The 22,405-nt window shown below is 70.6% G+C and carries 20 protein-coding genes; 11 read left to right on the forward strand and 9 right to left on the reverse strand.

Annotated features, from left to right (window positions below; genetic code table 11):
- Nucleotides 1–30: 30 nt before the first annotated feature.
- The 3 genes from AB0N73_RS00245 (at nucleotide 31) to clpX (ending at nucleotide 2,722) form a co-directional block, all read left to right on the forward strand.
- On the forward strand, nucleotides 31–615 hold the full coding sequence (locus tag AB0N73_RS00245) for an ATP-dependent Clp protease proteolytic subunit (protein WP_363559143.1): 585 nt from the start codon (nucleotides 31–33) through the stop codon (nucleotides 613–615).
- A gap of 28 nt (nucleotides 616–643) precedes the next feature.
- Nucleotides 644–1,309 carry an ATP-dependent Clp protease proteolytic subunit gene (locus AB0N73_RS00250; protein WP_363559145.1) on the forward strand — a complete coding sequence of 222 codons (666 nt, stop codon included), beginning with the start codon at nucleotides 644–646 and terminating at the stop codon, nucleotides 1,307–1,309.
- A gap of 144 nt (nucleotides 1,310–1,453) precedes the next feature.
- Nucleotides 1,454–2,722, forward strand: coding sequence for an ATP-dependent Clp protease ATP-binding subunit ClpX (gene clpX / locus AB0N73_RS00255; RefSeq protein WP_363559147.1), 1,269 nt, complete (start codon nucleotides 1,454–1,456; stop codon nucleotides 2,720–2,722).
- A gap of 60 nt (nucleotides 2,723–2,782) precedes the next feature.
- On the opposite strand, the gene AB0N73_RS00260 is transcribed toward clpX, so the two are convergent.
- The 3 genes from AB0N73_RS00260 to valS all read right to left on the reverse strand — a co-directional run bounded on the left by AB0N73_RS00260 (nucleotide 2,783) and on the right by valS (nucleotide 7,723).
- Nucleotides 2,783–4,816 carry a M3 family metallopeptidase gene (locus AB0N73_RS00260; RefSeq protein ID WP_363559149.1) on the reverse strand — a complete coding sequence of 678 codons (2,034 nt, stop codon included), beginning with the start codon at nucleotides 4,814–4,816 and terminating at the stop codon, nucleotides 2,783–2,785.
- An 80-nt stretch (nucleotides 4,817–4,896) separates the two neighbouring features.
- Nucleotides 4,897–5,148, reverse strand: coding sequence for a hypothetical protein (locus AB0N73_RS00265; protein WP_363559151.1), 252 nt, complete (start codon nucleotides 5,146–5,148; stop codon nucleotides 4,897–4,899).
- 1 nt (nucleotide 5,149) lies between these two features.
- Complete coding sequence (gene valS, locus AB0N73_RS00270) at nucleotides 5,150–7,723, reverse strand: valine--tRNA ligase (protein ID WP_363559153.1); 2,574 nt, start codon at nucleotides 7,721–7,723, stop codon at nucleotides 5,150–5,152.
- A gap of 166 nt (nucleotides 7,724–7,889) precedes the next feature.
- On the opposite strand from valS, the gene AB0N73_RS00275 reads away from it, so the two are divergent.
- The 8 genes from AB0N73_RS00275 (at nucleotide 7,890) to ndk (ending at nucleotide 18,694) form a co-directional block, all read left to right on the forward strand.
- The gene (locus tag AB0N73_RS00275; RefSeq protein WP_363559155.1) at nucleotides 7,890–9,497 is read left to right on the forward strand and encodes an ABC transporter substrate-binding protein; all 1,608 of its coding nucleotides are present in this window, start codon (nucleotides 7,890–7,892) and stop codon (nucleotides 9,495–9,497) included.
- Between the two features lie 28 nt (nucleotides 9,498–9,525).
- Nucleotides 9,526–10,503, forward strand: a complete 978-nt coding sequence (locus AB0N73_RS00280) for an ABC transporter permease (RefSeq protein WP_363559157.1) — start codon at nucleotides 9,526–9,528, stop codon at nucleotides 10,501–10,503.
- A complete protein-coding gene (locus AB0N73_RS00285; protein ID WP_363559159.1) occupies nucleotides 10,500–11,303 on the forward strand; it encodes an ABC transporter permease in 804 nt (267 codons plus the stop codon). The genes AB0N73_RS00280 and AB0N73_RS00285 overlap by 4 nt, the downstream gene beginning before the upstream one ends.
- The gene (locus tag AB0N73_RS00290) at nucleotides 11,300–12,871 is read left to right on the forward strand and encodes an ABC transporter ATP-binding protein (protein ID WP_363559161.1); all 1,572 of its coding nucleotides are present in this window, start codon (nucleotides 11,300–11,302) and stop codon (nucleotides 12,869–12,871) included. The genes AB0N73_RS00285 and AB0N73_RS00290 overlap by 4 nt, the downstream gene beginning before the upstream one ends.
- A 254-nt stretch (nucleotides 12,872–13,125) precedes the next feature.
- A complete protein-coding gene (gene ileS / locus AB0N73_RS00295) occupies nucleotides 13,126–16,512 on the forward strand; it encodes an isoleucine--tRNA ligase (RefSeq protein ID WP_363559163.1) in 3,387 nt (1,128 codons plus the stop codon).
- Nucleotides 16,509–17,870, forward strand: coding sequence for a folylpolyglutamate synthase/dihydrofolate synthase family protein (locus AB0N73_RS00300; RefSeq protein WP_363559165.1), 1,362 nt, complete (start codon nucleotides 16,509–16,511; stop codon nucleotides 17,868–17,870). The genes ileS and AB0N73_RS00300 overlap by 4 nt, the downstream gene beginning before the upstream one ends.
- Nucleotides 17,867–18,271 (forward strand): DUF4233 domain-containing protein, encoded by a 405-nt coding sequence (locus AB0N73_RS00305; protein WP_363559167.1) that lies wholly within the window; start codon nucleotides 17,867–17,869, stop codon nucleotides 18,269–18,271. Before AB0N73_RS00300 ends, AB0N73_RS00305 begins: the two co-directional genes overlap by 4 nt.
- 6 nt (nucleotides 18,272–18,277) lie before the next feature.
- The gene (ndk, locus tag AB0N73_RS00310) at nucleotides 18,278–18,694 is read left to right on the forward strand and encodes a nucleoside-diphosphate kinase (RefSeq protein WP_363559169.1); all 417 of its coding nucleotides are present in this window, start codon (nucleotides 18,278–18,280) and stop codon (nucleotides 18,692–18,694) included.
- Nucleotides 18,695–18,745: 51 nt separating this feature from the next.
- On the opposite strand, the gene AB0N73_RS00315 is transcribed toward ndk, so the two are convergent.
- The 6 genes from AB0N73_RS00315 to AB0N73_RS00340 form a co-directional block, all read right to left on the reverse strand.
- Nucleotides 18,746–20,251, reverse strand: a complete 1,506-nt coding sequence (locus tag AB0N73_RS00315; protein WP_363559171.1) for a hypothetical protein — start codon at nucleotides 20,249–20,251, stop codon at nucleotides 18,746–18,748.
- Complete coding sequence (locus tag AB0N73_RS00320) at nucleotides 20,248–20,568, reverse strand: hypothetical protein (RefSeq protein ID WP_363559173.1); 321 nt, start codon at nucleotides 20,566–20,568, stop codon at nucleotides 20,248–20,250. The genes AB0N73_RS00315 and AB0N73_RS00320 overlap by 4 nt, the downstream gene beginning before the upstream one ends.
- On the reverse strand, nucleotides 20,565–21,014 hold the full coding sequence (locus AB0N73_RS00325) for a hypothetical protein (RefSeq protein ID WP_363559175.1): 450 nt from the start codon (nucleotides 21,012–21,014) through the stop codon (nucleotides 20,565–20,567). The genes AB0N73_RS00320 and AB0N73_RS00325 overlap by 4 nt, the downstream gene beginning before the upstream one ends.
- A complete protein-coding gene (locus tag AB0N73_RS00330) occupies nucleotides 21,011–21,319 on the reverse strand; it encodes a WXG100 family type VII secretion target (RefSeq protein ID WP_363559177.1) in 309 nt (102 codons plus the stop codon). The genes AB0N73_RS00325 and AB0N73_RS00330 overlap by 4 nt, the downstream gene beginning before the upstream one ends.
- A complete protein-coding gene (locus AB0N73_RS00335; RefSeq protein WP_363559179.1) occupies nucleotides 21,316–21,714 on the reverse strand; it encodes a YbaB/EbfC family nucleoid-associated protein in 399 nt (132 codons plus the stop codon). Before AB0N73_RS00335 ends, AB0N73_RS00330 begins: the two co-directional genes overlap by 4 nt.
- Before the next feature lie 82 nt (nucleotides 21,715–21,796).
- On the reverse strand, nucleotides 21,797–22,399 hold the full coding sequence (locus tag AB0N73_RS00340) for a vitamin K epoxide reductase family protein (protein ID WP_363559181.1): 603 nt from the start codon (nucleotides 22,397–22,399) through the stop codon (nucleotides 21,797–21,799).
- Between the last annotated feature and the right edge of the window lie 6 nt (nucleotides 22,400–22,405).

Raw genomic sequence — 22,405 nt, forward strand, 5'->3', positions numbered from 1 at the left:
GATCTCACGATCACCGGAACGGGAGTGAACATGGCCGAACCCCTTGTCGCAACGAGTGTCTTCGACAGGCTGCTCAAGGACCGCATCATCTGGCTGGGATCCGAGGTGCGCGACGAGAACGCCAACGAGATCTGCGCCAAGATCCTGCTGCTGGCAGCCGAGGACTCGCAGAAGGACATCTACCTCTACATCAACTCTCCGGGTGGCTCGATCACGGCCGGTATGGCGATCTACGACACGATGCAGTTCGTGCCCAACGACATCGTCACGGTCGGCATCGGAATGGCCGCCTCCATGGGACAGCTCCTGCTGACGGCGGGCACGAAGGGCAAGCGGTACATCACGCCGAACGCCCGTGTCCTGCTGCACCAGCCGCACGGCGGCTTCGGCGGAACGTCCAGCGACATCCAGACGCAGGCGCAGCTCATCATCTCGATGAAGAACCGCCTGGCGGAGATCACCGCCGCGCAGACGGGCAAGTCCGTCGAGCAGATCAACGAAGACGGTGACCGCGACCGCTGGTTCACCGCGGACGAGGCGCTGGAGTACGGCTTCGTCGACCACATCCGCGAGTCCGCGACCGATGTCATCGGTGGCGGCGGAACCGCGAACTAGGCATTCGTAGGCGAAAGAGAGAACACGAATGAACACCCCCACCTTCGGTGCCCCCCAGGGCCTGCAGATGCCGTCCAGCCGCTACGTCCTCCCGCAGTTCGAGGAGCGCACCGCCTACGGCTACAAGCGCCAGGATCCGTACAACAAGCTGTTCGAGGACCGCGTCATCTTCCTGGGCGTCCAGGTCGACGATGCGTCGGCGGATGACGTGATGGCACAGCTGCTCGTGCTCGAGTCCCAGGACCCCGACCGCGACATCATCATGTACATCAACTCGCCCGGTGGCTCGTTCACCGCCATGACGGCGATCTACGACACGATGCAGTACGTCTCGCCGCAGATCCAGACCGTCGTTCTCGGCCAGGCGGCGTCGGCGGCATCCGTGCTGCTCGCCGCCGGTGCTCCGGGCAAGCGTCTGGCCCTGCCGAACGCCCGCATCCTGATCCACCAGCCCGCCATGGGCGAGGCCGGTCACGGGCAGGCGTCTGACATCGAGATCCAGGCGGCGGAGATCCTCCGGATGCGGACCTGGCTCGAAGAGACCCTGTCGAAGCACTCGAACAAGTCGCCCGCCGAGGTCAACAAGGACATCGACCGCGACAAGATCCTGTCCGCGGCCGACGCCGTGGCCTACGGTCTGGTCGACCAGGTGCTGACCACGCGCAAGCGCACGCCCGCCGCTCTCACGAGCTGACGAGCGATCCCTCGATGCCCCGACCCGTCCGCGTGTCGGGGCATCGTCGTTTCCGGCGCGCGACCCCGCGCGCAATACCCCTGATGTCGCTGTGTGCGGTTAGGCTCGATTCACAGCGGACTGTTCCGGGGGGAGAGAGGCATCATGGCACGCATCGGTGAGAGCGCCGACCTGTTCAAATGCTCCTTCTGCGGCAAGAGCCAGAAGCAGGTGCAACAGCTCATCGCCGGTCCCGGCGTGTACATCTGCGACGAGTGCGTCGAGCTGTGCAACGAGATCATCGAAGAGCGCATGGCCGAGCAGAGCTCCGGCGAGGTCGCCGAGTTCGACCTGCCGAAGCCGCGCGAGATCTTCTCGTTCCTCGAGGACTACGTCGTCGGCCAGGAGCAGGCCAAGCGGGCGCTGTCGGTGGCCGTCTACAACCACTACAAGCGCGTGCGTGCGCAGTCCACGATCATCTCGGCCGAACAGCGCGCCGACGAGATCGAGATCGCCAAGAGCAACATCCTGATGCTCGGGCCCACCGGCTGCGGCAAGACCTATCTGGCGCAGACGCTCGCGAAGCGGCTCAACGTGCCGTTCGCCGTCGCCGATGCCACCGCGCTCACCGAGGCCGGATACGTGGGCGAGGATGTCGAGAACATCCTGCTCAAGCTCCTCCAGGCCGCCGACTTCGACACGAAGCGCGCCGAGACAGGCATCATCTACATCGACGAGGTCGACAAGATCGCCCGTAAGGCCGAGAACCCCTCGATCACCCGCGACGTGTCGGGCGAGGGCGTGCAGCAGGCGCTGCTGAAGATCCTCGAGGGCACGGTCGCCTCGGTGCCCCCGCAGGGCGGCCGCAAGCACCCCCACCAGGAGTTCATCCAGATCGACACGACGAACGTGCTGTTCATCGTGGCGGGGGCCTTCGCCGGCCTCGAAGACATCATCTCGTCCCGCGTGGGCAAGCACGGCGTCGGTTTCGGCGCCCCGCTGCAGCGCAAGGACGAGGGGCCGGACCTGTTCGCCGAGGTGCTGCCGGAAGACCTGCACAAGTTCGGTCTGATCCCCGAGTTCATCGGGCGTCTTCCCGTCATCGCCGCCGTGTCGCCGCTGGACCGCGAGGCGCTGATGGAGATCCTGACCGAGCCGAAGAACGCGCTCGTGAAGCAGTATCAGCGCATGTTCGAGCTCGACGACGTCGAGCTGGACTTCGAGCGCGATGCTCTCGAGGCGATCGCCGAGCTGGCGGTCGCCCGCAAGACCGGTGCGCGGGGGCTCCGGGCCATCCTCGAAGAGGTGCTCGGCCCGATCATGTTCGAGATCCCGTCGAGCGAGGATGTCGCCAAGGTCGTCGTCACCCGCGCCGCGGTCGATGACGGCGCCGCGCCGACGCTGGTGCTGCGCCAGAAGCGCAAGACCGCCTGATCCGACGACGATGGCTGGCGGTGGGCCCTGCGGCCCGCGCGCCCGCCGTCGGCGCACCGCTCAGTCGGTGAGCCCCCGGCGACGCAGCAGCGGGTCGATCTCGGCGTCCCTCCCGCGGAAGTCCCGGTAGGCCTCCAGCGGATCCTTCGAACCGCCCATGCCGAGGAGGCGCCGACGGAACCGTTCGCCGGCGGTGCGGGAGAGCCCGCCGTTCTCGTGGAACCATTCCACCGTGTCGGCGTCGAGGACCTCGCTCCAGATGTACGAGTAGTACCCGGCGCTGTAGCCGCCCGAGAACACGTGCGCGAAGGACGTGGACGAGTAGCGCGGCGGCACCGCCGCGTCGTCCAGCCCGATCTCGGCCAGGGCGGCGGCTTCGAAGACCGCCACGTCCGTCACCGCCGCCGCCTCGGCGGGGCTCAGGGAGTGCCAGCGCTGATCGAGCCACGACGCCGCCAGATACTCGCTCGTCGCGAAACCCTGGTTGAAGGCCGCTGCGGCGACGAGGCGGTCCGCGACCGTGTCGGCCAGCGGCTCGCCGGTCTCGACGTGGCGTGCGTAGTGCGGCAGGACGTCGGGATGCAGCATCCACATCTCGTTCACCTGGCTGGGGAACTCGACGAAGTCACGGAAGACCGCCGTGCCCGCGACGTGCGGGAAGCGCACCCGGGCGAACAGGCCGTGCAACGCGTGTCCGAACTCGTGGAAGAGGGTGGTCGCCTCGTCGAGGGTGAGCAGGGTGGGATCGTCGTCGCCGGGACGCGCCACGTTGAGGTTGTTGACGACGATCGGGTCGCTCCCGCGCAGGTCGGATGCGGTGACGATCGAGTTCATCCATGCACCGCCGCGCTTGGTGTCGCGGGTGTAGAGATCGAGGACGTAGAGCCCCAGGCCCGCCCCGTCCTCCTCGTGCACCTCGAACACCCGGGCGCCGGGGTGGTAGGCGGAGAGATCCGGCCGTTCGGAGAAGGTGACGCCGTACAGCGCGGTGGCCGCGGCGAACACGCCGTCCTGCAGCACGCGTTCTGCCTCGAACCAGGGGCGGAGCGCCGCGGAGTCGAGGTCATATCGTGCCGCGCGCTCCTGCTCGGCGAGGAAGGCCCAGTCGTGTGCGGCGACCTCCCTCCCGGCACGTTCGCGCAACGCCGCCTTCTCGGTCGCGGCGTTGCGCGCGGCGGGCGCGGCGAGTCGGCGGAGCATCGCCGCGACCGCCTCGGGTGTTCCTGCGGTCTGATCCGCCGTGACGGCCGCGGCGTGGGAGGCGACGCCGAGGAGCGCCGCGCGGTCGGCGCGGAGGCGGACGATCTCGAGGAGCACCGCGCGGTTGTCGTGTGCGCCGCCGCGCGTGGCGCGCGACCGGGAGGCGGCCATGATGCGTTCGCGGGTCGTGCGGTCGGTCAGCGTCGCGAGATAGGGATGCCCCGTGAACAGGGGGAGGGTCACGAGGTAGCCCTCGAGCCCCCGGTCGGCCGCGGCCTGCGCGGCTGCCGACAGCTCGCCGGGGGCAAGGCCCCGGAGCTCGGCCGCATCCGTGAACAGCACCGCCAGGTCGTTCGTGTCGGCGAGAAGATTCTTCTCGAAGGTGTGGGTGAGCTGCGACAGCCGCTCGTTGATCGCGCTGAGGCGGGCGCGATCATCCGGGGCGAGGGATGCGCCCGCCAGCGTCATCTCGCGGAAGTAGCGCTCGAGCAGGTAGCGTTCCTCGGCGTCGAGGGTCAGCGCGTCGCGGGCGGCGTGCACCGCGGCGATACGTGCGTACAGCCGTTCGTCGAGCTGCAGGGCGTCGCGGTGCGCGGACAGGACCGGCGCCAGGGCCTCTTCGATCGTCTGGATGTCATCGGTCGCGTGCGCCGAGGCGACGGTGAAGAAGGTGCGGCTCACGCGATCGAGGTCGGCTCCCGCCGTCTCGAGGGCGAGCACGGTGTTCTCGAAGGTCGGTGCCGAAGCATCCGAGGCGATCGCCTCGATCTCGGCCCGATGAGAGGCGAGCGCGGCGTCGAACGCGGGCCGGTAGTGCTCCGGCCGGATCGCGGCGTAGTCCGGCAGGCCGTAGGGCAGGGTGGACGGGGCGAGGACGGGATTCTCGGACACCATCGCGTCAGCCTATCGGCGCGTCACCGGACCGACGCTGCGCTCCGCCGAACGTGGAGCGCAGCGTCGTGACCCCATCCGGGTCAGGCGAACTCGTCGTCCTCGTCGTGACGGACGACCACGGCGCCGGAGGCGTCGAGCGAGACGATGACGCCGGTGTCGAGCTCGGCGATCGGGCGTCCTTCGAGCCAGGTGAGCGTCCACCGGGGAGAGGGCTGCGTGCCGAGATCCGTCTGCGCCAGCAGGTCCTCGACGGCACGGATCTGCGGACGCAGGATCGCGGGCACGGCGGTGGGAGGTTCGGTGTGCGCGCTCCAGCGGGTACCGAGTTGCATGTCAGGCCTCCTGCGGGGCGAGTTCGACCTCGACGACGCCGACCGTGTCGGACTCGGTGAAGGTCAGATCGGCGATACGACCGACGGCCCGGAGGTCGCCCTCGGCGCCGGCGATGGCCGCGATGGTCGCAGCCGGCGCGCCGAGCACGAGCCGCGCCACGGGTGTCTTCTGGGACGCCTTCGCCTCGGTCTTCGCGCGACGGACCACGATGAGTGCCTCGCCGACGGCCGAGAGGACCGCGGGGTCGCCCTCGATCTCGAGGGGCGTGGGCCAGGAGGCCCGGTGCACGGATCCCTCCTGGAACCAGGACCACGCCTCCTCGGCGGCGAACGAGATCACCGGCGCGAAGAGACGCAGCAGGGTGTCGAGAGCCGTGCGCAGGGCCAGGGCGGCCGACGCCTGGCCGACGTCGCTCTGGTCGTACGCGCGTTCCTTGACGAGCTCGAGGTAGTCGTCGCAGAACGTCCAGAAGAACGACTCGGTGACTTCGAGGGCCCGGGCGTGGTCGTACTGCTCGTACGCCGCGGTGGCATCGCGCACGACCTGGTCGAGGGTGGCCAGCATCGCCGCATCGAGCGTGTGCGTGATCTGCGCGTCCTCGGGAACCGGGAACGAGAGCACGAACTTGGCGGCGTTCAGCACCTTGATCGCCAGACGCCGGCCGATCTTGATCTGCGTCGGGTTCTGCGGGTCGAAGGCCGCGTCGGTGCCGAGACGGCTCGACGCCGCCCAGTACCGCACCGCGTCGGACCCGTGCTGGTCGAGGATGGCCGCCGGCGTGACGACGTTGCCCTTCGACTTCGACATCTTCTTGCGGTCGGGGTCGACGATGAAGCCCGAGATGGCCGCATCCGACCAAGGGGTCCTGTCGTCCTCGAGGGTGCTGCGCAGCAGCGTCGAGAAGAGCCACGTGCGGATGATGTCCTGGCCCTGGGGGCGCAGATCGAACGGCGCGACGAGGTTCCAGAGCTCGTCGTCGCGCTGCCAGCCGCCGGCCAGCTGCGGCGTCAGGGACGACGTCGCCCAGGTGTCGAAGATGTCGCGCTCGGCGTCGAATCCGCCGGGGACGCCGCGCTGGTCCTCGTCGTAGCCCGCGGGGACGTCGATCGTGGGGTCGACGGGGAGCTGGCCGAGGTCGGGCACGATGACGCGGGCGTAGTCGCGGTCGCCGTTCTCGTCGAGCCCGTACCAGATCGGGATCGGCACACCGAAGAACCGCTGGCGCGACACGAGCCAGTCGCCGGTCAGGCCGTTGGTCCAGTTCTCGTACCGCACCCGCATGAAGTCGGGGTGCCACCCGATCTCGCGGCCGAGCGTGATGAGGCGCTCCCGCAGTTCCTCGTCGCGTGCGCCGTTGCGCAGGTACCACTGCCGCGTCGACACGATCTCGAGCGGGCGGTCGCCCTTCTCGAAGAACTTCACGGCGTGCGAGAAGGGCTTCGAGACCTCGAGCAGCTCGCCGGACTCCTGCAGGAGCTCCACGACACGCTTCTTGGCGCTGAACACCGTCTTGCCGGCGAGCTCGGCGTAGGCGGCGCGGGCGGCCTCCGTCTCGAGCACGTCGGGTGCATCGGGCAGGATGCGGCCGTCGTGGCCGATGATCGTGCGGTTGGGCAGGTCGAGCTCGCGCCACCAGATGATGTCGGTGACGTCGCCGAACGTGCAGATCATGGCGATGCCCGAGCCCTTGTCGGGCTGGGCGAGCGGGTGGGCGAGCACCGGCACCTCGACGTCGAAGAGCGGCGTGCGCACCGTCGAGCCGAAGAGCGACTGGTAGCGCTCGTCGCCGGGGTTGGCGACCAGCGCGACGCACGCGGCCAGGAGTTCGGGGCGGGTCGTCTCGATGTGGACGTCCCCCGATCCGTCGCTCTTGTGGAAGGCGAGGCGGTGGTAGGAGGCCTGCTGTTCGCGGTCCTCGAGCTCCGCCTGCGCGATCGCGGAGCGGAAGTCGATGTCCCACAGCGTGGGGGCGAGCGACTGGTACGCCTCGCCGCGCTCCAGGTTGCGCAGGAACGCGAGCTGGCTCACGCGGATGGTGTCGTCGGAGATCGTGCGGTAGGTCTGCGACCAGTCGACGCTCAGGCCGAGCTTGCGGAAGAGCTCTTCGAACTGCTTCTCGTCCTCGACGGTGAGGCGCTCGCACAGCTCGATGAAGTTGCGGCGGCTGATCGGGATCTGGTCCGCCGCGCGGGAGGACTTGTTGTCGCCGCCCTCGAAGGGCGGGGTGAAGTCGGCGTCGTAGGGCAGCGACGGGTCGCAGCGCACACCGTAGTAGTTCTGGACGCGGCGCTCGGTGGGCAGGCCGTTGTCGTCCCAGCCCATGGGGTAGAACACGGTCTTGCCGCGCATGCGCTCGAACCGCGCCTTGAGGTCGGTGTGGGTGAACGAGAAGACGTGACCGATGTGCAGCGAGCCGGATGCGGTGGGCGGCGGCGTGTCGATCGAGAACACCCCGGCGCGGCCCGATGCGCGTGCCGCATCCCGGTCGAAGAGATAGGTGCCCTCGGCGGCCCATGCGGCGTCCCAGGTGCGTTCGAGTCCCTCGAGGGCGGGCTTGTCGGGAATCGTGGTCATGGGCGTCTCCTCGATATGGGCGGCACTGTGTGAGCGTGCCTGAGTGTGGGGTGCGCCCAGTCTATCGGCCCCGGTGGGACCCGTTCCGAGGGGGATCGAGTAAGCCGACCGGGTCCAAGAATGCCGTACTGTGTGAGAGCACCCGTCCCGCATCCCGAGGTCACCCATGTCCCGTTCGCTTCTGCGCCGCACCCTGCCCATCGCCGCCGTCACCGTCGTGTCGGCCCTCGCTCTCAGCGCCTGCGCGGGGGGCGGAGGAGGCGGCGACTCCGAGGTCGTGTGGGCCATCGAGGGGGCGAACCTGTCGGCCGGTCACATGGACCCGCAGACGAGCCAGCTCGACGTCTCGGCCATGGTGCAGCGCGCCGCCCTGGACTCGCTGGTCTTCCAGGAGGCGGACGGCTCGTTCTCGCCGTGGCTCGCCACGGACTGGCAGATCGAGGACGAGGGGCGCAGCTACACCTTCGAGCTGCGCGACGACGTCACCTTCCACGACGGCGAGGTCTTCGACGCCGCGGCCGTGAAGGCCAACTTCGACCGCATCGCCGACCCCGACACGGCCTCCGCCCAGGCGGCGAGCATGCTCGGCGGCGAGTTCTACGCCGGCACCGAGGTCGTCGACGACTTCACGGTGCGCGTCGACTTCACGCAGCCCTACGCACCCTTCCTCCAGGCCGCGAGCACCTCGCTCCTGGGCTTCTACTCGCCGGCCGTCCTCGAGGACTCCGCCGACCAGCTGAAGGCGGGAGGCCCGGGCATCACGGTCGGCACCGGTCCGTTCGAGCTGACCGAGTACACGCCCGACCAGGAGATCGTCTACACGCGGAACGCCGACTACGCATGGGGCCCCCACGGCGAGGACGCCCCGGATGTCGAGACGCTGCGCGTCGAGATCCTGCCCGAGGCCTCCGTGCGCGCCGGCGTCGTCTCCAGCGGCGAAGCGGACCTGGCCAGCAACCTCACGCCGAACCTGGTGGCGGACCTGCCCGACACGCTGACGGTGGACTCCATCGCCTACCCGGGCCTGCCGTACTCGCTGTATCTCAACGAGGGATACGGCGTGCTCGCCGACGAGAAGGTGCGCCAGGCGCTCTCGCGCGGGATCGACATCGACTCCGCCGTGGAAGAGATCTTCTTCGGTCAGTACCCCCGCGCGTGGAGCATCCTGGGCGCCACGACCCCGGGCTACGACGCGTCGCTGGAGGGCACCTGGTCGTACGACCCCGCTGCCGCCGGTGCGCTCCTCGACGAGGCCGGCTGGACCGAGCGGGACGCGGAGGGCTACCGCACCAAGGACGGCCAGCGGCTGTCGGTGCGCTGGATCGCTTACACGCCCGTGCCTGATGATCGCACGGCATTGGCCAACGCCATCCAGTCGGATCTGAAGGACATCGGCATCGAGGTGCAGCGCGAGGTGCTCGAGCCGGGCGCCTACAACGAGCAGTACGGCCCGAAGACCTTCGACATCACCGACTGGGGCTTCTCGGGGGTCGACCCCGACCTGCTGCGCAGCCACCTCCACACCGGAGGGTTCCAGAACGCCTCGCAGGTGAGCGACCCCGCCCTCGACGCGCTGCTCGAGAGCGCGATCGCCACGACCGATCTCACCGAGCGGAACGCCCTGTACGCCCAGATCCAGCAGTGGAACGCGCAGCACGCGGCCATCGTGCCGCTGTACAGCCCGTCGCTGATCACGGCGGTCGGCGAGCGCGTGTCGGGTCTCACCTACGATCTGTACGGGCGCCCGCTGTTCTACGACGTCAGCGTCGGCTGATCGGGGCGCCGTCGGGCGCGGAGGAAGCATGACGAACGGCTCCGGTCGGCGTGCGCGCGCGGTCGCGGCCCGTGCGGCGCGGCTCGCGGGCTCCGTCGTGCTCGTGCTGTGGGGGGCGGCGACCGTCGCCTTCCTCGCGCTCCGGATCATCCCGGGCGATCCGGTGGACGTGATGCTCGGCCCGCAGGCCCAGGTCAGCGATGCCGTGAAAGACGCGCTGCGCGCCGAGCTCGGACTCGATCGCCCCCTCATCGAGCAGTACGTCGGGTATCTCGGCCAGCTGCTGCGCGGCGACCTGGGGGAGTCGTATCAGCTGCGGATGCCGGTGGCCGAGGTCATCGGGCGGCCCCTGGGGGCCACCGTGCAGCTGACGGCGACAGCGCTGCTCATCGCGGTGGTGCTCGCGCTCGCCGCCGCCCTCCTGGCGCGCTCACGGCCCGCCCGCGGCACCGTGGCGGCCGTCGAGCTCGTGGTGCTGTCCTCACCGGTCTTCTGGATCGGCCTCATCCTGCTGAGCGTGTTCGCGTTCGGCCTCGGCTGGTTCCCGGTGTCGGGCACACGCAATCCGGCCACGATCGTCCTGCCCGCGGTGACCCTGGCGCTGCCGGTGGCCGCCCTCCTCGGGCAGGTGCTCCGGGACGGCATCGTGCAGGCCGAACGCCAGCCGTTCGCCACGACCGTCCGCGCACGCGGGGCGGGCCCGGTGCGCGTGACGCTGCGCCACACCCTCCGTCACGGTGCCACCGGGGCCGTGACCCTCAGCGCGTACTTCGTCGGGTCGCTCCTGGGCGGCGCGGTGCTGGTGGAGACGGTGTTCGCTCGTCCCGGTCTCGGCCGGGTGACCCTTGCCGCCATCACGGACCGCGACCTGCCCGTCGTCTCCGGGGTGATCCTGCTCAGCGCCCTCGTGTTCGTCGTGGTGAACCTGGTGGTCGAGCTCGTCTATCCGCTGCTCGACCCGCGGCTCCGGCGCCGGAGCGTGGCCGTCCCGGGGAGGATCTCGTGACCGCGTCGCGTCGTGCCCTGCTGGCGATCGCGGTGGGCGTTCTCGCGGTGATCGCGCTCGCCGCGCTCTTCCCGCATCTGCTCGCACCGCTCGATCCGCTGCGCACCGACGTGCGTGCCGCCCTCGAACCGCCCAGCGCTGCCCACTGGTTCGGCACCGATCAGAGCGGACGCGACGTGTACAGCCGCGTCGTGTACGCCGCCGGGCGCTCCGTGGGCATCGGTCTGCTCGCGACCGCGCTCGCCGTCGTCGTGGGACTCGTCGTCGGCGCGTTCTCGGGCGTCGCCCCCGCGCTCGTCGATGCGGGACTCATGCGGGCCACCGACATCCTGATGGCGTTCCCCGAGTTCCTCGTCGCGCTCGTCGTCGTCGCGGTGCTGGGCCCCGGGCCCACCAACGTCGCGATCGCGGTCACGATCGCCGCTGTGCCGGTCTACATCCGGCTCGCGCGCGCCCAGACCCGGGCCCTCCGTCAGGGAGAGCACGTCGAGGCGGCGCGGATCCTGGGCGTCCCCCCGGCACGGGCGTTCGTCCGGCACGTGCTGCCCGGGGTCCTCGGCGCGATCAGCGTCATCGCGACGATCGGGATCGGCTCCAGCATCCTCGCCGCCGCCGGCCTCAGCTTCCTCGGTCTCGGCCCGACCGAGCCCACTCCCGAGTGGGGCCTGATGCTCGCGGGTGGGCGCAACGTGCTCGGCCAGGCCTGGTGGGTGTCGGTCTTCCCGGGAGCGGCCATCACCCTGACGGTGGTCGCGGCCACCGTGGTCGGCCGCATCCTGCGCCGGGGAGGGGACGCATGATCCCCGCCGGCATCCCTGCCGTCGCGGTCGCTGGGCTCCGCGTGCGGTTCGGTGCGACGACGGTCGTCGACGGCGTGGATCTGCGGGTACTCCCGGGGGAGTGCGTGGCGATCATCGGGGAGTCCGGTGCCGGCAAGTCGGTCACCGTCCACGCCCTCCTGGGACTCCTCCCCGAGACCGCGCGCGTCGAGGCCGAGATGCTGTCGGTCGGCGACGTCGACGCGCGCCGGCTCACCGAGCGCCGGTGGCGGGGTCTGCGCGGCGATCGCATCGCGCTGGTCTCGCAGGACGCCCTGGTCTCGCTCGACCCGCTGCGGCGGATCGAGGCCGAGATCGCGGAACCCCTCGACATCCATGCGCCGCGGATGGGGCGTGCCGAGCGTGCGGCGCGCGTGCGCACGGCCCTCGACGACGTCGCCATGCCGGACATCGAGCGGCGACGGCGGCAGTACCCGCACGAGCTGTCCGGCGGTCTTCGTCAGCGCGCGCTCATCGCGTCCGCGCTCGCGGCCCGTCCTGACGCGATCGTCGCCGACGAGCCGACGACGGCGCTCGATGCGACCGTCCAGGCGCGGGTGCTCGACCTCCTCCGCCGCATCGCGGACGACGGGACCGCCGTGGTCCTCGTCAGCCACGACTTCGCGGCCGTGCGCCGCATCGCGGACCGGGTGATCGTCATGCGCGAGGGGCGGATCGTCGAGAGCGGCACCGTCGACGAGGTGTTCCACCGCCCCCAGCAGGCCTACACCCGTGAGCTCGTCGCGGCGGCGCGGCACGTCCCTCGTCCTCCGCGCGCCGCGGAGGCGACGGAGCCGGTCATCCGCGTCACCGGGGTGAGCAAGAGCTTCGACCGCACGGTGCTGCAGCCCACCACCCTGGACGTCGCCCGCGGACGGACCCTCGCCGTGGTGGGGGAGTCGGGGTCGGGCAAGACCACACTCGCGCGCCTCCTCGTGGGCGTCGAGAGACCCGACACCGGCGAGGTGCTCATCGACGGCCTCACCTGGGACGACGATGCGTCGCGCCTGCGCCGCCGCGTGCAGCTCGTGCACCAGAACCCGCGGGGAGCGCTCGATCCGCGCTGGAGCATCGGCCGGTCGCTGCGGGAGGCGCTCGCCGCCGGCGGGGTGCCGCGGGCGCAAAGACCCGCGCGCGTGCGAGCGCTGCTCGCCGAGGTCGACCTCGATCCCGCGCTCGCCGCCCGGCGACCCGGGGGGCTCTCGGGTGGGCAGCGTCAGCGCGTCGCGATCGCGCGCGCGCTGGCCGTCTCGCCCGACGTTCTCGTGCTCGACGAGCCCGTCTCGGCCCTCGACCCGACGGTGCGCGAGCGCATCCTGGCCCTCCTCGACCGACTGCAGCGCGAACGTCGTCTCACGATGGTGTTCATCTCGCACGACCTGGATGTGGTGGCCGCCGTCGCGGACGACGTCGTCGTGATGCAGGACGGCGCCATCGTGGAGCGGGGGAGCGTGGCCGAGGTCTACGCGCGTCCGCAGCACCCGTTCACGCGGGAGCTGCTGGCAGCGGGTGGGGCCGGCCCCCTCGCTCCGCCCACGACGCGCGACTGATCGCGAACCCCAGGTGGGCCGCGCGCGGGCTCGACCGCCCGCCGCGGGGCGCGCTAGAATCAGGGGATCAGCATCGATCCGGCATCACCGGGGAGCTCTCGGAAGAACGGCGTCCGCGCCTACTAGACCCGAGCGGGGCAGGCCCGTCATCGCCGCTGTGAAAGGGGCCGACAGTCGTCGGCAACGCAGGGTGGTACCGCGGTCTCGATGAGGTCGTCCCGGCAGGACACGTTCGAGTTCCTAGCGAGATGACGATGACCTACCCCCAGACCTCCGCCTTCGGGCCCGCCGCCGACGTCACCCCGAGCCCCCGGTTCCCCGACATCGAGCGCGACGTCCTCGCCTTCTGGCAGGACGACGACACGTTCCGCGCCTCGATCGCGCAGCGCGACGGCGCCGCCGAGTGGGTGTTCTACGACGGCCCGCCGTTCGCCAACGGCCTGCCGCACTACGGTCACCTGCTGACGGGGTACGCCAAGGACCTCTTCCCGCGTTTCCAGACGATGCGCGGCAAGAAGGTCGACCGGGTCTTCGGGTGGGACACGCACGGTCTGCCCGCCGAGCTCGAGGCGATGAAGCAGCTCGGGATCACCGAGAAGGACGAGATCGAGCGGATGGGCGTCGCGACGTTCAACGCGAAGGCGCGCGAGTCCGTGCTCGCCTACACCCACGAGTGGGAGGACTACGTCACCCGCCAGGCGCGCTGGGTCGACTTCGAGCGGGGGTACAAGACCCTCGACACGTCCTACATGGAGTCGGTGCTCTGGGCGTTCAAGACCCTGTGGGACAAGGGCCTCGCCTACGAGGGCTACCGCGTGCTGCCCTACTGCTGGCGTGACGAGACGCCGCTGTCGAGCCACGAACTGCGGATGGACGACGACGTCTACAAGATGCGCCAGGACCCGTCGGTCACGGTGACCTTCCCGCTCGTCGGCGCCAAGGCCGAAGCCCTGGGCCTGACGGGTGTGCGCGCCCTGGCCTGGACGACGACGCCCTGGACGCTGCCGACGAACCTCGCGCTCGCCGTCGGTCCCGCCATCTCGTACGTCGTTCTCCCCGCCGGCCCGGCGGGCGCCGCGGATGTGCACCACACGCCCGACGGGGCGCCCGACGACGCGCTCGAGGCGAGCGCGCACCGCTATCTGATCGCCGCCGACCTGCTGGGCGGCTACGCCAAGGACCTCGGCTACGACGGCGTCGAGGCCGCCCGCGACGCGGTCGAGCAGACGGTGACGGGTGCGGATCTGGCCGGCGTCTCGTACGACCGCCTGTTCGACTATTACGCCGATGCCGAGGCCTGGGGCACCCAGGACGCCTGGCGCATCCTCGTCGACGACTACGTCACCACCACGGACGGCACCGGCATCGTCCATCAGGCGCCCGCCTACGGTGAGGACGACAAGCGGCTGGCGGATGCGGCGGGGCTCCCGACCATCGTCAGCGTCGATGACGGCGGCCGGTTCCTGCCGCAGGTGTCGGATGTGGCCGGCGAGCTGTGGCTCGACGCCAACCGACCGCTCATCCGGCTGCTGCGCCAGGGCGGGCGCCTGCTCCGCGAGGCGAGCTACGAGCACTCCTACCCGCACTGCTGGCGCTGCCGGAACCCCCTGATCTACAAGGCCGTCTCCAGCTGGTTCGTGCGCGTCACCGACGTGAAGGATCGTCTCGTCGACCTGAACGAGCAGATCACCTGGGCGCCGGAGAACGTCAAGCACGGTCAGTTCGGCAAGTGGGTCGAAGGTGCCCGAGACTGGTCGATCAGCCGCAACCGGTACTGGGGCTCGCCCATCCCGGTGTGGAAGAGCGACGACCCGGCCCACCCCCGCATCGACGTCTACGGCTCGCTCGAGGAGATCGAACGCGACTTCGGGCGCGTCCCGGTCGATCCTGAGGGCAACGTCGATCTGCACCGTCCGTACATCGACGGCCTCACGCGCCCGAACCCCGACGATCCCACCGGCCGTTCCACGATGCGCCGCATCGAGGACGTCTTCGACGTCTGGTTCGACTCGGGCTCGATGCCCTACGCGCAGGTGCACTACCCGTTCGAGAATCGCGAGTGGTTCGACACCCACGCGCCGGCCGACTTCATCGTCGAGTACATCGGGCAGACGCGCGGCTGGTTCTACGTCATGCACGTGCTCTCGGGTGCGCTCTTCGACCGCCCCGCGTTCACCGGGGTCTCCTGCCACGGGATCGTGCTCGGCAGCGACGGGCAGAAGATGTCGAAGTCGTTGCGCAACTACCCCGACGTGAGCGAGGTGTTCGATCGCGACGGCTCCGACGCGATGCGCTGGTTCCTCATGTCGAGCTCGGTGCTGCGCGGCGGCAACCTCGTGGTGACCGAGGAGGGCATCCGCGCGGGGGTCCGCGAGTTCATGCTCCCGCTCTGGAACACCTGGTACTTCTTCGCGACGTACGCCAACGCGGCGGGCGGTCCGGGCGGTGCCGGGTACACAGCACGCTGGCGCACCGACTCGACCGACGTGCTCGATCGCTACATCCTCGCGCTCACGGGCGAACTCGTGCGCGACGTGGCCGCCGACCTCGAGGCGCTCGACTCGACGACCGCTGCGGCGCGTCTGCGGGACTTCGCCGAGGTGCTGACCAACTGGTACATCCGGCGCTCCCGCGACCGGTTCTGGCAGGGCGTCGGCGCCGACGCGCGCTCGACCGAAGCGTTCGACACGCTCTACACGGTGCTCGAGACGCTCACGCGTGTCGCCGCCCCCCTCATCCCGCTGATCGCCGAGCGCGTCTGGCAGGGCCTGACGGGCGGGCGCAGCGTGCACCTGACCGACTGGCCGGATGCAGCGGCGTTCCCGGATGCGGCCGACATCCGCACCGCGATGGACACCGTCCGCGAGGTGTCGTCGGTGGCGAACGCGCTCCGCAAGCGCGAGGGCAAGCGCGTGCGCCTGCCGCTGCCCCTGCTGACGGTCGTCGTGCCCGACGCCGGCGCGCTCGCCCAGTTCGACGACATCCTGCGCGATGAGCTCAACGTGAAGGCCGTGGAGCTCTCGGATCTCCGCGAAGACACCGCCGCCGCGTTCGGGATCACCCACCGGCTCACCGTCCACGCGCGTGCCGCGGGTCCGCGGCTCGGCAAGCAGGTGCAGCAGGTCATCCAGGCCGCCAAGGCGGGGGACTGGCAGACGCTCGAGGGCACGGTGGTGGCCGGGGGCATCGCGCTCGAGCCCGCCGAGTACGAACTGGCGCTCGAGACGAGCGGACGGCCCGAGGGCGAGGCGCTCTCGACGCTCGCCGGCGGCGGCTTCGTGCTGCTCGCCACCGCCACGACGCCGGAACTCGAGGCCGAGGGACTCGCCCGCGACGTCGTCCGTGCCGTGCAGGAGACGCGCAAGGCGGCGGGCTTCGACGTGAGCGACCGCATCCGGCTAGTGCTGCGCTTCGGCGAGACGGCCGATGCCGATGCCGTCGTGTCGGCGTTCGATCAGGCGGATGTGGCGGGGGAGACCCTCGCCGTCCAGGTCCGGGTGGGCACGGAGGCGGGCGACACGCTGATCGAGCGTGACGCGCCGTCGGAGGACGTCGAGTTCGTCCAGGAGATCGCCGCCGGCGCCTACGCGAACGCGGGCGCGTTCACCGTGGGCGTGGCACGAGTGGGAGCGAGCGCATGAGCACCGAGAACGACCGTCGGCGCGCGGACGCCGTGTACGCGCAGCTGCTGGAACGGCAGGGCGAGCAGTGGGTGGAGCCGCGCATCGAGCGCACCCGCCGCGTGCTGGAGCTGCTCGACGACCCGCAGCGCACCTACCGGGTCGTGCACGTCACCGGCACGAACGGCAAGACCTCCACCAGTCGCATCATCGAGACGCTGCTGCGGTCGATGGGGCTGCGCACCGGACTCTTCACGAGCCCGCACCTCGACCGTTTCACCGAGCGCATCATGATCGACGGCGAGCCGATCGCCGACGACGCCGTCGCCGAGGCCTGGGACGAGATCGCCCCCTTCGTCGACATGGTCGACGCGGATCTCGTCGGCGCGGGGGACGCGCGCCTGACGTTCTTCGAGGTGCTCACGGTGCTCGCCTTCGTCGCGTTCTCGGACGCGCCCGTGGATGTCGCCGTCATCGAGGTCGGCATGGGCGGGGAGTGGGACTCCACCAACACCGCCGACGGCGACGTCGCGGTCATCGCCCCGGTCGGCATGGACCACGCCGACCGGCTCGGTGACACCGTCGAGAAGATCGCACGCGTGAAGGCCGGCATCATCAAGCCCGACGCGGCCGTGGTGTCCGCCGCCCAGCATCCCGCCGTGCTCGCCGTGCTCCGCGAGGTCGCGGCCTCTCGGGGCGCGACGCTCGCCGTCGAGGGGGAGGACTTCGCCCTCCGCTCGGCGATGCTCGCCGTGGGCGGGCAGCAGATCGACGTGGACGGACGGGCGGGTCAGTACCGCGAACTGTATCTTCCGCTGTACGGCGCCCACCAGGCTCGGAACGCGGCCCTGGCGATCGCCGCGGTCGAGTCGCTCGTCGGCGGCGCGGAACAGCCCATCGCTGCCGACGTCCTCCTCGACGGGCTCGGCCACGCCACCTCACCCGGGCGGCTGCAGCTCATCGGTGCGCACCCGACGGTCGTCGTGGACGCCGCCCACAACCCGCACGGCGCCCAGGCGCTCGTCACGGGGCTCGGCGACTCCTTCGACTTCGACGAGTGGGGTGTCGTGCTCGGCGTGCTCGGCGACAAGGATGCACGGGGGATCCTCGCGCAGCTCGCCGGCATCGCGACGCACGTGTTCGCGACCGCACCGGACTCGGAGCGCGCCAACGACGCCGACACGATCGCCGACCTGGCCGAGGAGGCCGATCTGCGGGTCACCGTGCACCGCGACCTGCCCGAGGCCGCTGAGGCGGCGCGGGAGTGGGCCGCGGCATCCGATCGCCGTGCGGTCGTGATCACCGGCTCCGTCGTCCTCGCCGGGGAGGCCATCGTCCTCGCCGACGCCGAGAAGTGGAAGGACGGCTGGGACGCATGAGCGCCCGCACCGCCCGCCCGCGCCGCGCCCGCGGCGCGCAGGAGTCCCTCGCTCAGGTGGTGCTCGCCTTCGAGTCGATCATCGTCTTCCTGGCCGGTCTCGCCGTCTTCGGGCTGCGCGCCCTTCCCGACGGCATCGAGCCGTGGTGGGCGATCGTCGCCGGCGCCGTCTTCGCCGTGGTCATGATGGCCGCGAGCGGCGTGGTGCGCTGGCGGTGGGGGATCGTGCTGGGCTGGGTGCTGCAGGTCTTGCTCGCCCTGTCGGCGTTCCTCGTGCCCTCCATCCTCATCGCCGCGCTCATTTTCGGCGGCATGTGGGCGTATGCGACGATCAAGGGGGCATCGCTGGACCGCCGCAATGCGCGTCTGGCTGCCGCATCCCCGCCTGCGAACGGAGTCTGATACCCCATGGCCACCGAAGAAACACTCGTCCTCGTCAAGCCCGACGGCGTGGCGCGCGGTCTGACCGGCGCGATCCTCGCCCGTATCGAGGCGAAGGGATACGCCCTGGTCGACCTGCGGCTCGTCGAGCCCGACCGCGAGCGCCTCGAGCAGCACTACGCCGAGCACGCCGGAAAGCCGTTCTACGAGCCGCTCGTCGAGTTCATGATGTCGGGCCCGTCCGTCGCCATCCGGCTGGCCGGGGACCGCGTCATCGAGGGCTTCCGTTCGCTCGCCGGCACGACCGACCCGACCACCGCGGCGCCCGGCACGATCCGCGGCGACCTCGGTCGGGACTGGGGCCTGAAGGTCCAGCAGAACCTCGTGCACGGCAGCGACAGCGCCGAGTCCGCGGCCCGCGAACTCGGTATCTGGTTCGGCTGATCGCCTCCGAGGGTCGCCTCCGACACGTCGGAGGCGACCCTCGCCGCGTCGTCACTCGGATGCGGTGAAGACGCTGTGGTCGACGACCTCGCCCGTGAACAGGTCGACGTACGGGGGCGGGGTGCCGTGCTCGGCGAGGTACGCGGCCTCCCACGCCTCGATCGACGCCTGGTACTCCGCGTTGTTGTGCGCATCGATCGGGCTGAGCGGGCCCGGAAGCACCACCTGATGCACGTTGCTGGGCGTGCCGCCGATGACCTGGCCGTCGAGCATCGGCACGACGTCGCTCCCGTGCTGGAACGCGTAGACGGGCACGTTCGGCGGGATGTCGAAGCTGTCGATGGGTGAGCCGTTGGTCACGACGCCCACGGGCGTGTAGGGGAAGGTCGGGTCGGCGGCGAGGTTCGCCGCCATGATGCCGCCCTGGCTGAAGCCGGTGAGCACGACATCCGATCCCGGGGGGATCCCCGCGTCGCTCATCGCCTCGAGCACCGCCCGCTCGTAGACGGTGCGCAGCAGCGGGTTGTCGAGCATCAGGGCGATGTTCGAATCCCGATCGTTGAGCGCCCCGGTGTCGCCGCCGAACTGCCAGTCCTGCGTGGACGGCAGCGACACGACCCAGTGCACCGAGCCGTCCGGGCCGACCACCTTCTTGATGTCGATGACGGAGGCGTCCGCGCCGCCCATCGAGTCGGTCGTACCGTTGACCCCCACCAGATCGGCGAGCGAGCCGAGCTCGGTCACCTGCTGCGATTTCCGCCACGCGGCGAGCTGCTCGGGGGAGAGGTTCGCCGGGTCCAGCTCCTCGACATCGGCGGATCCCTGCAGGAAGTTCTGCGCCGCGCCGCCCAGCAGCAGGCCGATCAGGCCGCCGCCGGCCAGGCCGATTCCCGGCAGCATCTGCGCGATGATCTCCTTCAGCGCGGCCAGACCTTCGGCGATGATCGGCATGAGCTTCTGGATGAGCGACGCGAGGGCGAACAGCGCCTCGAGCAGATCGGTGACCAGACGCCCCGCCGCCTCGACGAGATCGAATGCGGCGTTCGCGAAGTCGCGCACCCGATCCGCCGCCTCGAAGGGGTTGAGCGTGAACGAGAACATCTCGTCGGCGAATCGCGAGAGCTGCACCAGCAGGTCGCAGACGAACGAGCGGGTCGCGTCGACGATGCGCGAGGCGAGCCGCAGGGCCGCCGCCGTCGCCGCCGTCCATTCGGCGGCGTCCGTCGCGGTCTGCGAGAGGTCTTCGTACCGTTCGCGCAGGGCGCGCACGGTACGGCCGTCAAGCTCGGACAGCGCGCTGTGCGCGCGGGCGAGGTCCGGGACGATCTCCTGGAGGCTCCGGGCGCCGTCCTCCCACGTCGCGGCGAAGCCGGCCACCTGCGCCGAGTCGCCGAGCAGCTGATCGAACCATTCGCGCAGCGGCTGGACGTACTGCAGCAGCATGCCGGCGATGCCGGGGATCTGCGCGCAGGAGTCCCCGCCGGGACCGGAGGTGGGAAGGCCCGAGGCCCAGCCGCCGCCGCGCAGTTCGCCGGCGACCGCCGTGCCCGCGCTCACGCCTCGTCCTTCGAGAAGGCGTCGACCGCCTCGTCCTCGAGCGCCGAGAAGGCCTTCAGTGCCGACTCGGCACCCGTCGACATGCGTTCGCTGAGTTCACGTGCGGTGTCGAGGAGTTCGCGCGACCGGCCCGCGAGCCCGGTGACGGCGGGGACCAGGATGCCCTGGCTGAGCACGCCGAACGCGTCGGCCGCGAGCGGGGCGTCGACCGCGCCGGCGACCGAGCCGAAGGTGGCGGATGCGTCGCGCAACGTCGCGACCTGGCGGGACACGACGGTGCCGTCGATGATGATCCGCTGGTTGGCTGCTGCGGTCACGAGCCGTTCCCTCCGATGACCTTCGTCACATCCTCCATGGGCAGGTTGAGGCCGTACTCGTCCGAGTACGTCAGGTCGAGTCCGAGCTCCGACGCGGCCGGCTGCAGATCGATGAAGTCCTCGTCGGGGGCGTACACCGTGAGGGTGAGCCGGTCGGCGCTCATCGTGTTCTGCGCGAGGACGATGTCGATGGTCTGCCGCAGCTGGTCCGCCGTGATCTCCTCGGTGTCGTGGGTCATGCCGACCGCGAGGGCGGTGGTGAAGCCGTCGACGGTACGCTCGGCCCACGCGTCGGACATGCCCAGATCTGCCGCCTCGAGAGCGGAGGGGATCTTCTGCGCGAACGAGGAGTCCGCCGCGGAGGGCGAGGCGAAGCAGCCGGCGAGTGAGACCAGGAGAGCCCCGGCCAGGGCCACGACGGCCGCGGAGCGGCCCCGCCCGGTCATGAGGCCGCTCCGAGGGCGCGCGCGCCCTCGAGATCGACGGTGGAGTACCCCTCCGCCAGTGTCTTGAGCGCGGCGCTGATGGAGGTGACGGCCTGCGTGCGCGTGGTCAGCGCGTCGGCGAGACGATCCTGCGCGCTGGCGAAGGCGACCTGAGCCTCGCCCGTCCACTGGGTGCTGAGCGTGGCGGCGTCGCGGTCGAGCTGTGCGAGCACCTCGTCGATCGTCTTGGCGGCATCCGCGATGTTCTCGGCGGCGCTCGCGAGGCGGGCGGGGGTCACGAGCAGGTGATCGATCACGGCGGTCACCTCAGCTCGGTGCCGGCGCCGAACTGGGCCTGCACCTGCGCGCGGGTCTCGGCGACGACCGGGGAGTTCTCGCCGAGCGAGTCGGACATCCGGCGAAGGGCAGCCTGGGCCGCGGCGCGCTGCGCCTCCCGCACCGTGTCGGTGAGCAGACGCGAGAGCGTCCGCGGATCGAGCTCCAGCGCGGTGGCTGCCACGTCGATGCGTTCGACGGCGCCGCCGGCCCGCGCCGTGACGCTCACCTCGCGGCCCACGGAGCTCACCGTCCCCGTCGCGAGGCGGACGTCATCCGCCATGCGCGTCGCGTCGTGCGCCGCGGTGCGTGCCCGTTCCGTCTGCGTGATCACCCGCATCCGGGCCGCTTCCAGTGCGGCGAGACTGTCGGTTTCCAGAGCCATCCGCGTCCCTCTCTGCGTTGTACGCCTCACTGTAGTGAGAGCGTCGGAGGGGCTCAGGGCGGATGTGGATAAGCGCGACGCGTCAGAAGATCGAGCCGAGGACGTCCAACCGCAGCTGGGCGAGGACCGCGATGACGGCGAAGCTCAGGATCGCCATGAGCGGCACCCAGGCCATGAGCGAGGCGGCGACCCGCTGCACGCGCGGCCCCACCGGGACCACGCCCGAACGCAGCAGGTGCACGGTCACCGCGTAGAACGACGGGATCGTCACGATCCACGTCACCATGCACCACGGGCAGAGCGTGCCGAGTGCGTAGATGCTCTGGCCGATGAGCCAGCACACGAACACGAACGCGAAGGCCAGCCCGGCCCAGAACGCGACCCAGAACCAGCGCGCGAAGCGGGCGCCCGCGAGGATCGCGACACCCACGACGATCGGCGCGACCCATCCGGTGAGTCCGAGGATGGGGTTCGGGAAGCCGAAGACGCTGCCCTGGGCGGACTCCAGATTGGCCGAGCACTGCACCAGCGGGCTGAAGTCGCACGAGGCCGCTGCCGTCGGGTTGAGCAGCAGATGGAATCGCTCCGTGGTGAGGGAGAAGGCCGCGAACCACCCGATGACGCCGGCGATCACCAGCCACACGGCGAGCGCGGTCGGACGCGGTGACGCGGAGGTCGAAGCCATGCGTCG

Source organism: Microbacterium sp. NPDC089189 (genome assembly GCF_040685095.1).
Taxonomy (GTDB): domain Bacteria; phylum Actinomycetota; class Actinomycetes; order Actinomycetales; family Microbacteriaceae; genus Microbacterium.

Bases quoted from the DNA above. Each gene is read 5' to 3' on its own strand.
- AB0N73_RS00245 (WP_363559143.1), top strand. From the start codon at position 31: ATGGCCGAACCCCTTGTCGCAACGAGTGTCTTCGACAGGCTGCTCAAG.
- AB0N73_RS00250 (WP_363559145.1), top strand. From the start codon at position 644: ATGAACACCCCCACCTTCGGTGCCCCCCAGGGCCTGCAGATGCCGTCC.
- clpX (WP_363559147.1), top strand. From the start codon at position 1,454: ATGGCACGCATCGGTGAGAGCGCCGACCTGTTCAAATGCTCCTTCTGC.
- AB0N73_RS00260 (WP_363559149.1), bottom strand. From the start codon at position 4,816: ATGGTGTCCGAGAATCCCGTCCTCGCCCCGTCCACCCTGCCCTACGGC.
- AB0N73_RS00265 (WP_363559151.1), bottom strand. From the start codon at position 5,148: ATGCAACTCGGTACCCGCTGGAGCGCGCACACCGAACCTCCCACCGCC.
- valS (WP_363559153.1), bottom strand. From the start codon at position 7,723: ATGACCACGATTCCCGACAAGCCCGCCCTCGAGGGACTCGAACGCACC.
- AB0N73_RS00275 (WP_363559155.1), top strand. From the start codon at position 7,890: ATGTCCCGTTCGCTTCTGCGCCGCACCCTGCCCATCGCCGCCGTCACC.
- AB0N73_RS00280 (WP_363559157.1), top strand. From the start codon at position 9,526: ATGACGAACGGCTCCGGTCGGCGTGCGCGCGCGGTCGCGGCCCGTGCG.
- AB0N73_RS00290 (WP_363559161.1), top strand. From the start codon at position 11,300: ATGATCCCCGCCGGCATCCCTGCCGTCGCGGTCGCTGGGCTCCGCGTG.
- ileS (WP_363559163.1), top strand. From the start codon at position 13,126: ATGACCTACCCCCAGACCTCCGCCTTCGGGCCCGCCGCCGACGTCACC.
- AB0N73_RS00300 (WP_363559165.1), top strand. From the start codon at position 16,509: ATGAGCACCGAGAACGACCGTCGGCGCGCGGACGCCGTGTACGCGCAG.
- AB0N73_RS00305 (WP_363559167.1), top strand. From the start codon at position 17,867: ATGAGCGCCCGCACCGCCCGCCCGCGCCGCGCCCGCGGCGCGCAGGAG.
- ndk (WP_363559169.1), top strand. From the start codon at position 18,278: ATGGCCACCGAAGAAACACTCGTCCTCGTCAAGCCCGACGGCGTGGCG.
- AB0N73_RS00325 (WP_363559175.1), bottom strand. From the start codon at position 21,014: ATGACCGGGCGGGGCCGCTCCGCGGCCGTCGTGGCCCTGGCCGGGGCT.
- AB0N73_RS00335 (WP_363559179.1), bottom strand. From the start codon at position 21,714: ATGGCTCTGGAAACCGACAGTCTCGCCGCACTGGAAGCGGCCCGGATG.
- AB0N73_RS00340 (WP_363559181.1), bottom strand. From the start codon at position 22,399: ATGGCTTCGACCTCCGCGTCACCGCGTCCGACCGCGCTCGCCGTGTGG.